This window comes from Kosakonia radicincitans DSM 16656, assembly GCF_000280495.2.
In the GTDB taxonomy this organism is placed as follows: Bacteria; Pseudomonadota; Gammaproteobacteria; order Enterobacterales; family Enterobacteriaceae; genus Kosakonia; species Kosakonia radicincitans.
On record NZ_CP018016.1, the window covers coordinates 499,296 to 511,869 of the forward strand.

Annotated in this window: 13 protein-coding genes; 7 read left to right on the forward strand and 6 right to left on the reverse strand. The window is 53.3% G+C overall.

The genetic code is table 11. The features are described from left to right. The first annotated feature begins 18 nt into the window (after positions 1-18). From aaeX to Y71_RS02465, 5 genes are all read left to right on the forward strand, one after another. On the forward strand, positions 19-222 hold the full coding sequence (gene aaeX, locus Y71_RS02445; RefSeq protein ID WP_007369870.1) for a p-hydroxybenzoic acid efflux pump operon protein AaeX: 204 nt from the start codon (positions 19-21) through the stop codon (positions 220-222). Between the two features lie 7 nt (positions 223-229). Beyond that, positions 230-1,162 (forward strand): p-hydroxybenzoic acid efflux pump subunit AaeA, encoded by a 933-nt coding sequence (gene aaeA, locus Y71_RS02450; RefSeq protein ID WP_007369871.1) that lies wholly within the window; start codon positions 230-232, stop codon positions 1,160-1,162. A gap of 5 nt (positions 1,163-1,167) precedes the next feature. Next, a complete protein-coding gene (aaeB, locus tag Y71_RS02455; RefSeq protein WP_007369872.1) occupies positions 1,168-3,135 on the forward strand; it encodes a p-hydroxybenzoic acid efflux pump subunit AaeB in 1,968 nt (655 codons plus the stop codon). 82 nt (positions 3,136-3,217) lie between these two features. Continuing rightward, the gene (locus tag Y71_RS02460) at positions 3,218-4,672 is read left to right on the forward strand and encodes an NAD-dependent succinate-semialdehyde dehydrogenase (RefSeq protein ID WP_007369873.1); all 1,455 of its coding nucleotides are present in this window, start codon (positions 3,218-3,220) and stop codon (positions 4,670-4,672) included. A 45-nt stretch (positions 4,673-4,717) separates the two neighbouring features. Further along, entirely contained in the window at positions 4,718-4,987 is a 270-nt protein-coding gene (locus Y71_RS02465; RefSeq protein ID WP_007369874.1) for a barstar family protein, read from the forward strand. Between the two features lie 57 nt (positions 4,988-5,044). Here the strand turns inward: Y71_RS02465 and yhcN (Y71_RS02470) are convergent, their stop codons facing one another. From yhcN (Y71_RS02470) to argR, 3 genes are all read right to left on the reverse strand, one after another. Beyond that, positions 5,045-5,308, reverse strand: a complete 264-nt coding sequence (gene yhcN, locus Y71_RS02470) for a peroxide/acid stress response protein YhcN (RefSeq protein ID WP_035887996.1) — start codon at positions 5,306-5,308, stop codon at positions 5,045-5,047. Between the two features lie 98 nt (positions 5,309-5,406). Then, a complete protein-coding gene (gene yhcN, locus Y71_RS02475) occupies positions 5,407-5,670 on the reverse strand; it encodes a peroxide/acid stress response protein YhcN (protein ID WP_007369876.1) in 264 nt (87 codons plus the stop codon). 378 nt (positions 5,671-6,048) lie between these two features. Continuing rightward, complete coding sequence (gene argR, locus Y71_RS02480; protein ID WP_007369877.1) at positions 6,049-6,519, reverse strand: transcriptional regulator ArgR; 471 nt, start codon at positions 6,517-6,519, stop codon at positions 6,049-6,051. Positions 6,520-6,927: 408 nt separating this feature from the next. Here argR and mdh point away from each other — a divergent pair, with 408 nt between their 5' ends. Beyond that, positions 6,928-7,866 carry a malate dehydrogenase gene (mdh, locus tag Y71_RS02485; RefSeq protein ID WP_007369879.1) on the forward strand — a complete coding sequence of 313 codons (939 nt, stop codon included), beginning with the start codon at positions 6,928-6,930 and terminating at the stop codon, positions 7,864-7,866. Between the two features lie 56 nt (positions 7,867-7,922). Here mdh and degS read toward each other — a convergent pair whose 3' ends face one another. From degS to zapG, 3 genes are all read right to left on the reverse strand, one after another. Further along, a complete protein-coding gene (degS, locus tag Y71_RS02490) occupies positions 7,923-8,990 on the reverse strand; it encodes an outer membrane-stress sensor serine endopeptidase DegS (protein WP_007369880.1) in 1,068 nt (355 codons plus the stop codon). Between the two features lie 87 nt (positions 8,991-9,077). Further along, on the reverse strand, positions 9,078-10,451 hold the full coding sequence (degQ, locus tag Y71_RS02495; protein WP_007369881.1) for a serine endoprotease DegQ: 1,374 nt from the start codon (positions 10,449-10,451) through the stop codon (positions 9,078-9,080). Positions 10,452-10,622: 171 nt separating this feature from the next. After that, a complete protein-coding gene (gene zapG, locus Y71_RS02500) occupies positions 10,623-11,021 on the reverse strand; it encodes a Z-ring associated protein ZapG (protein ID WP_007369882.1) in 399 nt (132 codons plus the stop codon). Between the two features lie 190 nt (positions 11,022-11,211). Here zapG and zapE point away from each other — a divergent pair, with 190 nt between their 5' ends. After that, complete coding sequence (gene zapE, locus Y71_RS02505; RefSeq protein WP_007369883.1) at positions 11,212-12,339, forward strand: cell division protein ZapE; 1,128 nt, start codon at positions 11,212-11,214, stop codon at positions 12,337-12,339. The last annotated feature ends 235 nt before the right edge of the window (positions 12,340-12,574 follow it).

Consider the following 12,574-nt stretch of genomic DNA (forward strand, 5'->3'; position numbering starts at 1 on the left):
TCTCGAATCAAGGTCAACATGAGTCTGTTTCCCGTAATCGTGGTGTTCGGTTTGTCGTTCCCACCGATTTTTTTCGAATTGATTTTGTCACTGGCGATTTTCTGGCTGGTGCGACGGGTGCTGATCCCCACCGGAATCTATGATTTCGTCTGGCATCCCGCGTTATTTAATACTGCGCTGTACTGCTGCCTGTTTTACCTGCTGTCGCGTCTGTTTGTTTGAGGTTGAAGTGAAAACACTAACAAGAAATATCTCCCGTACCGCTATTACGGTCATTCTGGTTATCCTGGCGTTCATCGCAATTTTCCGTGCCTGGGTCTATTACACCGAATCGCCCTGGACGCGCGATGCGCGCTTCAGCGCGGATGTGGTTGCCATTGCGCCGGATGTCACCGGGCTGGTGACCTCGGTCAACGTGCATGACAACCAACTGGTAAAAGAGGGACAAGTGCTGTTCACCATCGATCAGCCCCGCTACCAGAAAGCGCTGGCAGAAGATGAAGCGGATGTTGCTTATTACGACGCGCTGGTCAACGAGAAGCGCCGTGAGGCCGGTCGTCGTAATCAATTAGGCGTACAGGCGATGTCGCGTGAAGAGATCGACCAGGCGAACAACATACTGCAAACGGCGATGCATCAGCTTGCGAAAGCGCAAGCGGCCCGCGACCTGGCGAAACTCGATCTGGAGCGCACTATCATCCGCGCGCCAGCTGACGGCTGGGTCACCAACCTGAATGTTTACGCCGGTGAGTTTATTACCCGCGGTTCCACCGCTGTGGCGCTGGTAAAACAGAACTCCTTCTATATTCTGGCTTATATGGAAGAGACCAAACTCGAAGGCGTTCGTCCTGGCTACCGGGCAGAGATCACGCCGCTCGGCAGTAACCTGGTGCTGAAAGGCACGGTAGACAGTATTGCCGCTGGTGTGACCAACTCCAGCAGCAGCAACGACAGCAAAGGGATGGCAACCATCGACTCCAATCTGGAATGGGTGCGTCTGGCCCAGCGCGTACCGGTACGTATTCGCCTCGATAAACAGCCGGGAAATCTCTGGCCTGCGGGGACTACCGCGACCGTTGTCGTGACCGGGAAAACCGATCGTGACGAGAGCCAGGACTCCTTCTTTCGTAAAATGGCCCACCGCCTGCGTGAGCTGGGGTAATCGCTATGGGGCTGTTGTCGATAGCCAGCCAGCATTTGCGCTTTGCCGTCAAGCTGGCCTTTGCCGTGGTGCTGGCTCTGTTTGTCGGTTTTCACTTTCAGCTTGAAACACCGCGCTGGGCGGTGCTGACCGCTGCGATTGTTGCGGCTGGCCCGGCGTTTGCCGCCGGTGGCGAGCCCTATTCCGGCGCTATCCGTTACCGCGGGATGTTGCGTATTGTCGGGACGTTTATCGGCTGTATTGCTGGTCTGGCGATCATCATTGTATTGATCCGCACGCCGCTGCTGATGCTGATGGTGTGTTGTATCTGGGCCGGTTTTTGTACCTGGCTCTCCTCGCTGGTACGGGTTGAAAACTCTTATGCCTGGGGGCTGGCCGGGTATACCGCGTTAATCATCGTCGTTACCATTCAGACCGAGCCGCTGTTGGCACCGCAATATGCCGTGGAGCGTTGTAGCGAAATCGTCGTCGGCATCCTCTGTGCCATTGTTGCCGATCTGCTGTTTTCCCCCCGCTCGATCAAACGTGAGATTGACCGTGAACTGGATGCTCTGCTGGTGGCGCACTATCAATTGATGCGATTGTGTATCAAGCACGGCGATAGAGAAGAGGTGGATCAAGCGTGGGCTGCACTGGTGCGCCGTACCACCGCGCTGGAAGGCATGCGCAGCAACCTGAAGATTGAATCCTCCCGCTGGGGGCGTGCTAACCGGCGGTTAAAAGTCATCAACACGCTGTCATTAACGCTGATCACTCAGGCTTGCGAAACCTACCTTATTCAGAATACGCGCCCGGAACTGGTCACTGATACTTTCCGGGAATTGTTCGCGGATCCCGTCGACAATGTGCAGGATGTGCATAAACAGTTGAAACGCATGCGCCGGGTGCTAGCCTGGACCGGTGAGCATGATACGCCGGTAACCATCTATAGTTGGGTGGGTGCGGCGACACGCTACCTGCTGCTGAAACGCGGTGTCATCGGTAATGCCAAAATCAGTGCGGTTGAAGAAGAGGTTCTGCAGGGCGAAGTGGTGGTAAAACCGGAATCCGCCGAACGTCACCATGCAATGGTTAACTTCTGGCGCACTACTTTATCGTGCATGCTGGGTACGCTTTTCTGGCTGTGGACCGGCTGGACATCCGGCAGTGGATCAATGGTCATGATTGCCGTCGTTACCTCGCTGGCGATGCGTCTGCCGAACCCAAAAATGGTGGCGAAAGACTTTATCTACGGCATGCTGTGGGCGCTACCAATCGGGGCGTTGTTCTATCTGGTGATTATTCCCTCGACACAACAAAGCATGCTGCTGCTTTGTATCAGTCTGGCGGTGCTGGCCTTTTTCATCGGCATTGAGGTACAGAAGCGCCGTCTGGGATCGATGGCGACGCTGGCGGGCACCATCAACATTCTGGTGCTTGATAACCCAATGACCTTTAAATTCAGCCAGTTTCTCGACAATGCGCTTGGCCAGTTAGTGGGCGTGGTGCTGGCTATGGTGGTTCTGCTGCTGGTGCGGGATAACTCGCAGGCGCGCACCGGGCGTACGTTGTTGAATCAGTTTGTTTCGGCGGCGGTATCGGCAATGACCACCAATACAGCGCGACGTAAAGAGAACCATCTGCCCGCACTGTATCAGCAACTGTTTTTACTGCTGAACAAATTTCCCGGCGACGTGGCGAAGTTTCGTCTGGCATTAACGTTGATTATTGCCCACCAGCGTCTGCGCGATGCGCCGGTGCCGATCAACGATGATCTTTCCGCTTTTCATCGCCAGTTACGCCGTACCGCGTCGCAAGTGATTTCGGCTGGATCGGATAACAAACGACGGCGCTACTTTACGCAACTGCTGGAAGAGCTGGATATCTACCAGGAGAAACTGCGCATCTGGGATGCGCCGCCACAGGTGACGGAACCGGTGCAGCGATTAACCGGGATGCTTCACAAATATCAGCATGCGCTGACCAGCAACTAAACAGAGAACCGACGCTAAAAAGCGTCGGTTTTTTTATGGCTATACTTTGTGAAAGCTGATAACACACCGATCGGGAGAACAAATGACAACGCAGGTATTGCAGGACAACCCACTTTTTCAGACCGGCTATCTGGTGGATGGCGTCTGGAAATCCCTGAACACCACATTTGACGTTCTGAATCCGGCCACCGGTGAAGTCATCGCCAGCGTCGCGAAAGCAGGGAAAAAAGAGACCGAAGATGCCATTGCTGCGGCGAGTCGGGCTTTTCCGGGCTGGCGGGCGAAAACCGCGAAAGAGCGTTCCGCCATCCTCTATCGTTGGTATGAATTGATCATTGAAAATAAAAGCTGGTTAGGGCGCTTAATGGCCACCGAGCAGGGGAAACCATTGAAAGAAGCTGAGGGGGAAGTCGAGTATGCCGCCAGCTTTATTCAGTGGTTTGCCGAACAGGCAAAACGCGCCAACGGTGAAATTATCCCGCCGATCAAGCCGGGGTCGCGCATTCTGGCGACCCGGGAACCGGTAGGTGTGGTGGCTGCCATCACGCCGTGGAACTTCCCGATGGCAATGCTGACCCGCAAACTGGGGCCTGCGTTGGCGGCAGGGTGTACCGGCGTTATCAAACCGGCGAACAATACCCCGCTCAGCGCGTTTGCTTTGTTGGCGCTGGCGAAGAAGGCGGGCGTACCGGATGGTGTGCTCAATGCTATTGCCGGTAACACGGCAGAAATCAGCGATGCGATTATGGCCAGCCACGAGGTACGTAAGATCTCTTTCACCGGTTCGACTGCGGTAGGGAAAACCCTGGTTCGCAACGCCGCCGAAACCATGAAAAAAGTGTCGATGGAACTGGGGGGCAACGCGCCGTATATCGTCTTTGAAGATGCCGACATCGATGCGGCAGTTCAGGGGGCGATTGCTAACAAATTCCGCAATGCTGGCCAGGTATGCGTTAGCGTAAACCGCTTCTATATTCATGAGTCTGTCTACGATACTTTCACGCAAAAGCTGAGTACGGCGGTAAGCGCATTGAAAGTGGGAAATGGTCTGGAAGAGGGCGTGGTAGTGGGGCCGTTGATTGAGCCGGCCGCCGTCGAGAAAGTGCGTGAGCATGTGGAAGATGCGGTGGCCAAAGGCGCTAAAGTGCTGGCTGGTGGTAAAGCGCACAGCCTTGGCGGTAACTTCTGGCAACCAACCGTACTGGGCGATTGTAGCGATGGCATGAAGCTGGCGCAGGAAGAGACATTTGGTCCGGTTGCTGCCTGTTTCCGCTTTACCAGCGAGGAAGAAGTCGTCCAGCGTGCGAATGCGACGCCGTTTGGCCTGGCTGCTTACTTCTATACGCAAAACTTGCAGCGGGTGTTCCGCGTTTCGCAGGCCATTGAGAGTGGAATGATCGGTATTAACGAGTGCGCAGTATCCACCGAACTGGGGCCGTTCGGCGGAGTGAAAGAGTCGGGTCTCGGTCGCGAAGGGTCGGTGCTGGGGCTGGAGGAGTTTCTTGAGGTGAAAACCCTGCATCTCGGCGGATTATAACGCGTCGGCGGCGGATGCCGCCCTGTTGGGCTGGTGGCGGAAATAATGAATACCTACACTTTCGATTTTAAAAACATCGACGATCAGGGCGCGTTCTACCGGGAGTTCTCGCGCCAGTTCGAGCTGGGAAGCGGCAAAATTCGCGATCTCGATTCACTGTGGGACGCGGTGATGGCGGGAGCATTACCTTTGCCGCTGGAGATAGAGTTTGTTCATCTGCCGGAGCGACAGCGCCGCCGTTTTGGCGCATTGATCCTGTTGTTTGATGAAGCGGAAGAGGAGCTGGAAGGCGAGCTGCGTTTTAATGTGCGTTAAAGGCAAAAAAAAGCCCCTGACAGGCAGGGGCAAGTCGTCGGACTAGACGACGAGGGTTTATTTATACAGTTCCGCCGTGACGTGGGTGTGGTCACCCGTACGTGCTTCAACGATGCGATAGCTGCTGGCGCCCGCCTGGTCAGCTTTCGCAGAGAGTTCCTGGCGAATATCCATCGGTACACCGGCAACCTGTGAAACAGAAACACTGCCCATAGGTTGGAGGTTGCTTGCTTGTTCGCTGTTAACCAGCGTTGCAGCGCTTGCGCCGAAAGAGATCAGGGATGCAAGGCCAAGGGATGCGATGATTAGATTGCGTTTCATAGTTTGTCTCCTTAAGAGAGTCTCAACGGCAGGGAGGATTGAACTGCTATTTTTGTGCCTGGCGCCGTTGAGTGATGGCATAGGGTTATCGGTAAAACTTATTTGTACAGTTCGGCTGTTGCGTGCCAGTTGTCACCGGTACGTGCTTCGATAATGCGATAAGAAGAAGCACCTTGTTCTTCCGCTTTTTTGTTCAGTTCAGCACGCATATCCATCGGAGAGGAGGCGACAGATCCTACGGATACTGTGCCCAGAGACTGGCGTGATTGCGCCTGGTCTGCGCTGATGGAATCGGCAGCGAAAGCGCCAAATGACAGTGCTGAGAGAATGCCGAGTGTTGCAACAGTTGATTTGATATTCATGATTCTTCACCTCGTCGTATTCTTTTACTTCAATTCATTGGGGCCTTGTTTCGTGACCCTCATCACAAAATCAAGTATACACTAGTCACAGAAAAAATTAATACCATGCTAATTGTTTCTATGGTAATTAGGCCTCTATGAAATCATTTTTTATAACAAGAAAGCATAAAAAACCTGGATGCGATTAAAAAATGATTGGTGATATCTAAGAAAATCATATAGATATTTGAATTTGATTTTTTGTGCGATGGCATTCACTGCGCCGGGGGTTTGAAACAGGAAATCGCACTAACTGTTAAATTAATGTGAGTGAAAAGTCGTGAACGAAGGGGGAGGCGGCAGAACATTCCCCCGCAATCGAAGCGGGGGGAAGTGATATCAGAGTTCCTGCTCGAACAACACGAGGATCGCTTCGTAGAGATCTTTAACGGTGAAACCTCTGGCTGGGGTGGTAAAAATCGTATCGTCACCAGCAATGGTGCCGAGGATACCTTCTGCTTTACCCAGGGAATCCAGCAGGCGTGCAATAAGCTGCGCTGCGCCCGGGCTGGTGTGAATCACCACAACGGCATCGTTGTAATCGATATCCAGCACCAGGTTCTTCAGCGGGCTGGAGGTTGTCGGGACGCCCAGTTCAATCGGCAGGCAGTAGACCATCTCCATTTTTGCGTTGCGCGTACGCACCGCACCGAATTTGGTCAGCATGCGGGAGACTTTAGACTGATTGATATTGTCGAAGCCTTCATCTTGTAAAGCCTGGACAATTTCTCCCTGAGAACTGAATTTCTCTTCTTTAAGAAGCGCCTTAAACGCTTTAACTAATTCTTCTTGTTTTGCCGAGCTTCGCATAAGTCACCCGTAATATGGCCGTGAAAACAACATTATTATGCATATTAATGAATTTTTATGCAAACAATCTCGTCTGGGAAATTCTGAAATGTATGCTGAAAGGCGCGGAGTTTACCAAATCCTGCGCTGAAGGACAGGCACATGTGTCTTACGTCGCAAATAACATTAAAAAGTAAATTAAATGTTATAAAGTTGATGTTATTTTGGTGGATATCGCAGCTATATTATAAACTCTCAGTGTTAGTTGCTTAGTTTGCCGATCTGACGACGTATTTACCTTCTTATAAGATTTTAAAGTGGAGTGTGCTGCAGAATTTTTGCGCATGCATTGCCATAATTATCAGGGTGAATTAAGGTCGCCGCAACGGAGTAACAAGATATTTAGCTAACCATAATAAGGAGTTTAGGATGAAAGTCGCAGTCCTCGGCGCGGCCGGCGGTATCGGTCAGGCGCTAGCCCTACTACTGAAAACACAACTGCCTTCTGGTTCAGAACTCTCTCTCTATGATATTGCTCCTGTAACCCCCGGGGTTGCTGTTGATCTCAGCCATATTCCAACTGATGTGAGCATTAAAGGTTTCTCCGGCGATGATGCGACTCCTGCGCTGGAAGGGGCCGATGTCGTACTGATTTCCGCTGGCGTGGCGCGTAAACCGGGTATGGATCGTTCCGACCTGTTTAACGTCAACGCGGGCATTGTGAAAAACCTGGTCACCCAGGTGGCGAAAACCGCGCCGAAAGCCTGTATTGGCGTCATTACTAACCCGGTTAATACCACCGTCGCCATTGCGGCGGAAGTGCTGAAAAAAGCGGGTGTCTACGACAAGAACAAACTGTTTGGCGTCACTACGCTGGACATTATTCGCTCCAATACTTTTGTTGCCGAACTGAAACATAAATCACCGGGCGATATCGAAGTGCCGGTGATTGGTGGCCATTCCGGCGTTACCATTCTGCCGCTGCTGTCGCAGGTACCGGGCGTCAGCTTTAGCGAGCAAGAAGTCGCAGAACTGACAAAACGCATTCAGAATGCTGGTACTGAAGTGGTGGAAGCGAAGGCGGGTGGCGGTTCGGCTACGCTCTCGATGGGGCAGGCCGCTGCGCGTTTTGGTTTGTCGCTGGTTCGTGCGCTGCAAGGCGAGAAAGGCGTGGTTGAATGCGCCTATGTTGAAGGCGATGGCGAATATGCGCGCTTCTTCTCACAGCCGCTGCTGCTGGGGAAAAACGGCATTGAAGAGCGCCATGCTATCGGCAAGCTTAGCGCTTATGAACAACAGTCGCTGGAAGGTATGCTGGACACGCTGAAAAAAGATATTCAACTGGGCGTGGATTTCGTTAACCGCTAACGTGTTATCGCCGCCATAAAAAAACCGGAGCCTGTGCTCCGGTTTTTTTATGGCAATCAGTTAGTTGCCGGATACTCTTCGATGGTGACTTGCAGGGTCAGTTTCTTATCGTCACGCATCACTTCAACCGGAATGACGGAACCCGGGCGGATCTCGGCGACCTGATCCATAGTTTCAAGCGCGGAAACGGCCGCTTTACCATTGACGGAGGTGATAACGTCATTGACCTGAATCCCGGCGCGCGCGGCAGGACCGCCAGGCGAAACTTCGTTAACGACAATCCCCTGAATTGGGTCGATACCGCCGCCTTGCGAATGCAGAGGCGCAATTTCTCGCCCGCCGATACCAATGTAACCCCGGATCACCCGACCATCGCGGATCAGCTTATCCATAATCTTGGTGGCCAGCTGGAAAGGGATGGCAAAACCGATGCCTTCCGGTGTTTCGCCGTCGTTGCTCTTATCAAATGACAACGTGTTGATGCCCATCAGCTCGCCCAGTGAGTTGACCAGTGCGCCGCCGGAGTTCCCGTGGTTGATAGAAGCATCGGTCTGCAAAAAGTTCTGCCGTCCGCTCGGGTTCAGGCCGATACGCCCGGTAGCGCTGATAATCCCCTGCGTTGTCGTTTGACCAAGGTTGTACGGGTTTCCGATTGCCAGCACCACATCGCCGATATGTGGCGTGCGTTTCGTATTGATGGGGATCACCGGCAGACCGCCGGTTGCGTTGATTTTCAGCACCGCTAAGTCGGTCAGGGAATCCGAGCCAACCAGCAATGCTTCAAACACCCGGCCATCCTGCAGGGCGACGATAATCTGGTCCGCATCATTGATGACGTGCTTGTTGGTAATGATGTAGCCACGCTGATCCATAATCACGCCGGAACCAAGCGTACGGATCTCCAGACGATCATGAGTGGAGCTATTCAGGCTGCGGTTATAGACGTTGACCACCGCCGGCGCTGCGCGGCGTACAGCCGGGTTATAGCTGGCTGGCGTTTCGTCAGCGCTTTCAAGCTGGGGAGCGCTAAGTGGGATGTTTTTGCGCAGCGAAGGCATGGCGACGATGATCAGGCCACCCACAACCAAACCGATTGCAACTGAACGTAAAATCTTCACATACATGATGGGATTATCGCTAAAAGGAAGAACGGCAGCAGCATAACATGAGTTCTCCGGACATCACATGATGATGTCCGGAGAGTGAGGGACCTAGCGCAACAGCAGATAGATGCTGTCGTTGCCGCGCACGATATGCAGCGCCATTACCGAAGGTTTCGTTTCCAGCAATTTACGCATTTCAGCGATCGACTGAACGCGCTCACGGTTGATGCCAATGATCACATCATCTTTATGCAGACCGGCCTGCGCGGCGGCGCTGCCTTTTTCGACATTATTTATCGCGATGCCTTTGGTGCCATCTTTGAGCTGGCTGTCGCTCAGTTCTGCACCCTGCAATGACGGTGAAATCAGATCGGCGCTGGCGGACGAAGACGTGCTTTTATCCAGCGTGACTTCCACCTCCAGCGGCTTGCCATCGCGCAGCAGGCCGAGCTTCACTTTCGCGCCGGGTTCCGTCGTGGCAATACGTGAACGCAGTTCGGCAAAGCTGTTCAGCGGCTTACCGTTCAGACTGACGATAACATCACCGGATTTGATCCCGGCTTTTGCCGAGCCGGAGTTAGGCAGCACTTCGCTGACAAAGGCGCCGCGCTGGACGTTAAGGTTAAAGGCTTTGGCGATATCCGCACTCATTTCCGTGCCTTTGATGCCCAACAGACCGCGTTTGATCTCGCCAAACTGAATCAATTGCCTGGAGAGGGTTTGTGCCATATTGCTCGGAATGGCGAAGCCAATCCCTACACTACCGCCGCCTGGTGCGAGGATAGCAGTATTAATGCCGATAAGCTCGCCATTGAGATTAAGCAGCGCGCCGCCGGAGTTACCACGGTTAATTGAGGCATCCGTCTGGATAAAGTTTTCCAGCCCTTCCAGATTCAGGCCGCTGCGGCCCAGCGCGGAAACAATCCCGGAAGTGGCTGTCTGCCCAAGGCCGAACGGGTTACCTACGGCAATGACAAAGTCGCCGACGCGCAGTTTATCGGAGTCGGCAATCGCAATTTGCGTCAGATTGCTGGCGTTCTGTAATTGCAGCAGAGCAATATCACTCTGATCATCACCGCCGATCAGCTTGGCATCGAACTCGCGACCATCGTTCAACTGCACGCTGATTTTTTGCGCCTGATTGATCACATGATTGTTTGTCAGCACGTAGCCTTTCGCGGCGTCAATGATCACCCCGGAGCCCAGCCCTTCAAAAGGTTGCGGTTGCTGCGGTTGATCCGGCACATCGTCGCCGAAAAACTTCTTAAGCTCTTCCGGAACTTTCTGACCTTGTGTCGTTGTCCCCTCTACCTGCACGCTAACCACCGCAGGCAGTACCTTTTCCAGCACGGGCGCAAGGCTTGGCAACGCGCCCTGACCGGGCACTTGTGATGGCATGGCGGCCATCGCCTGAAACGGTGCCGAGAGAGTTAACCCGACACTTAACGCAAATGCACTCAACAGCAGGGTTGGTTTCTTCATTGATGCTGGCTCTCGTAACCTGAAGTGAAAGGAATGACGCCCCAAAACAGTTTGATGTTATTGAAATTTCAACCGGGTAACAATGAGGTGAATGACTAAATAATAGCTATGATGCGGAAGATGGGGTGGGCGCGGGGAACGCGCCCGAAAAAAACAGATGACAGGGCGGAATTATTTACGGCTTGCGCCGCCGCGCAGCAGGCCGGAAGCGCCATCAGAATAATCACGCGGGATCTGCACCGGCGCCTGATCGTTACTGGCTTCAGATTCGGCCAGACGGTTGCGGAACGGATTCTCTTCTGCCGACATTTCCGGCAGCAAGTTGGACGAGCTTTTCGCCATGTGTTGATACAGTTGGCGATAATCATGCGCCATGTTATCCAGCAGTTCCGCGCTGCGGGCAAAATGGCTCACCAGTTCTTCGCGATACTCTTCCAGTTCCGCTTTGTTTTTTTCCAGCTCATACTGCAAGGCCTGTTGCTGGCGCAATTTACGGTTTCCGAAACGCATACCCACGGCACCAATGATAATGCCGACAACCAACCCGATTAGCGCGTATTCCCAGGTCATGTACTTCTCCCGTTATTTTGTGATTCCGTAGGGTGTGGGCTGCAAGCTCCTTGCCTGCGCCTGATAGTGCCACTATAACCGCTTCTGGTGTAGAAGTGGAATCCTGACAAATCATCGCGTAGTGTAGAACGGCCTTTTTTTCGTCAACCCTGTGGGGGCGGATCGATTTTCAAGGAACAACCATAACACCATGCAAAGCCTTACCCCGACATCGCGATACAACAGCGCCCTCAACGAGGGGAGCCATCAGCCGGATGATGTGCAAAAAGAAGCCGTTCAGCGGCTGGAACATATCTATCAAGAACTTATTACCCGCAGCGACAACAGCGCACCGACAAACGGTGGTTTGCTGGCGAAGTTCGGCAAACTGCTGGGAAAACGAGAACCGCGTGAAAGCGCGCCAGTGCGCGGTCTTTATATGTGGGGCGGCGTTGGCCGTGGCAAAACCTGGCTGATGGACATGTTCTATCAGAGCCTGCCGGGTGAGCGTAAACAACGTCTGCACTTTCACCGTTTTATGCTGCGCGTGCACGAAGAACTGACTTCACTTCAGGGGCATAGCGATCCGCTGGAAATTGTTGCCGATCGCTTCAAAGCTGAAACCGATGTGCTGTGCTTCGATGAATTTTTCGTTTCGGATATTACCGACGCCATGCTGCTGGGCGGGCTAATGAAAGCGCTGTTCGCCCGTGGTATCACGCTGGTGGCGACGTCGAATATTCCGCCGGATGAGCTCTACCGCAACGGCTTGCAGCGCTCGCGCTTTTTACCTGCTATCGATGCCATCAAGCAGTTTTGCGATGTGATGAATGTCGATGCGGGCGTCGATTATCGTCTGCGCACATTAACCCAGGCGCACTTATGGCTGACTCCACTGGATAGCGAGACCGCGCGGCAAATGGATACGTTGTGGTTAGCGCTGGCGGGCGCAAAGCGTGAGCATGCGCCACAGCTGGAGATTAATCACCGTGCGCTGCCGACGCTGGGTGTGGAAAACCAGACGCTGGCAGTGTCGTTTGCCACGCTCTGCGTCGATGCGCGCAGCCAGCACGATTACATCGCGCTCTCGCGGTTGTTCCATACCGTAATGTTGTTCGATGTGCCGGTAATGACACCACTGATGGAGAGCGAAGCACGACGTTTTATTGCTTTAGTGGATGAGTTTTACGAGCGCCATGTGAAGCTGGTGGTGAGTGCGGCTGCGCCGCTACATGAGATTTATCAGGGCGAACGGCTGAAATTTGAGTTTCAGCGCTGTTTGTCCCGCCTGCAAGAGATGCAGAGCGAAGAATATCTCAAGCGCGCGCATATGCCGTAATCGGTAAATCCCTTTCCCACCGGGAAAGGGATTCGCCTTGCACAAAAGCCGCGCCAAATCACAAAAAGGGGTCGATCTTTGCCCACGACTTCTCTATAATCCTGCGACCCCACGTTACTACAAGGTTTTTTTCCCGAAACTCTTGTGTGCCGGCTAAACATATCCGAAGGGGTAGGTTTACTGGACAATGTCGTGTGAACCTCACTTGTATTTAGGCGTTTGGGTGTTCACCAAC

Excerpts from the sequence above, each read along its gene's own strand:
- aaeX (WP_007369870.1), top strand. The coding sequence starts at position 19 with ATGAGTCTGTTTCCCGTAATCGTGGTGTTCGGTTTGTCGTTCCCACCG.
- aaeB (WP_007369872.1), top strand. The coding sequence starts at position 1,168 with ATGGGGCTGTTGTCGATAGCCAGCCAGCATTTGCGCTTTGCCGTCAAG.
- Y71_RS02460 (WP_007369873.1), top strand. The coding sequence starts at position 3,218 with ATGACAACGCAGGTATTGCAGGACAACCCACTTTTTCAGACCGGCTAT.
- Y71_RS02465 (WP_007369874.1), top strand. The coding sequence starts at position 4,718 with ATGAATACCTACACTTTCGATTTTAAAAACATCGACGATCAGGGCGCG.
- yhcN (WP_035887996.1), bottom strand. The coding sequence starts at position 5,308 with ATGAAACGCAATCTAATCATCGCATCCCTTGGCCTTGCATCCCTGATC.
- yhcN (WP_007369876.1), bottom strand. The coding sequence starts at position 5,670 with ATGAATATCAAATCAACTGTTGCAACACTCGGCATTCTCTCAGCACTG.
- argR (WP_007369877.1), bottom strand. The coding sequence starts at position 6,519 with ATGCGAAGCTCGGCAAAACAAGAAGAATTAGTTAAAGCGTTTAAGGCG.
- mdh (WP_007369879.1), top strand. The coding sequence starts at position 6,928 with ATGAAAGTCGCAGTCCTCGGCGCGGCCGGCGGTATCGGTCAGGCGCTA.
- degS (WP_007369880.1), bottom strand. The coding sequence starts at position 8,990 with ATGTATGTGAAGATTTTACGTTCAGTTGCAATCGGTTTGGTTGTGGGT.
- degQ (WP_007369881.1), bottom strand. The coding sequence starts at position 10,451 with ATGAAGAAACCAACCCTGCTGTTGAGTGCATTTGCGTTAAGTGTCGGG.
- zapG (WP_007369882.1), bottom strand. The coding sequence starts at position 11,021 with ATGACCTGGGAATACGCGCTAATCGGGTTGGTTGTCGGCATTATCATT.
- zapE (WP_007369883.1), top strand. The coding sequence starts at position 11,212 with ATGCAAAGCCTTACCCCGACATCGCGATACAACAGCGCCCTCAACGAG.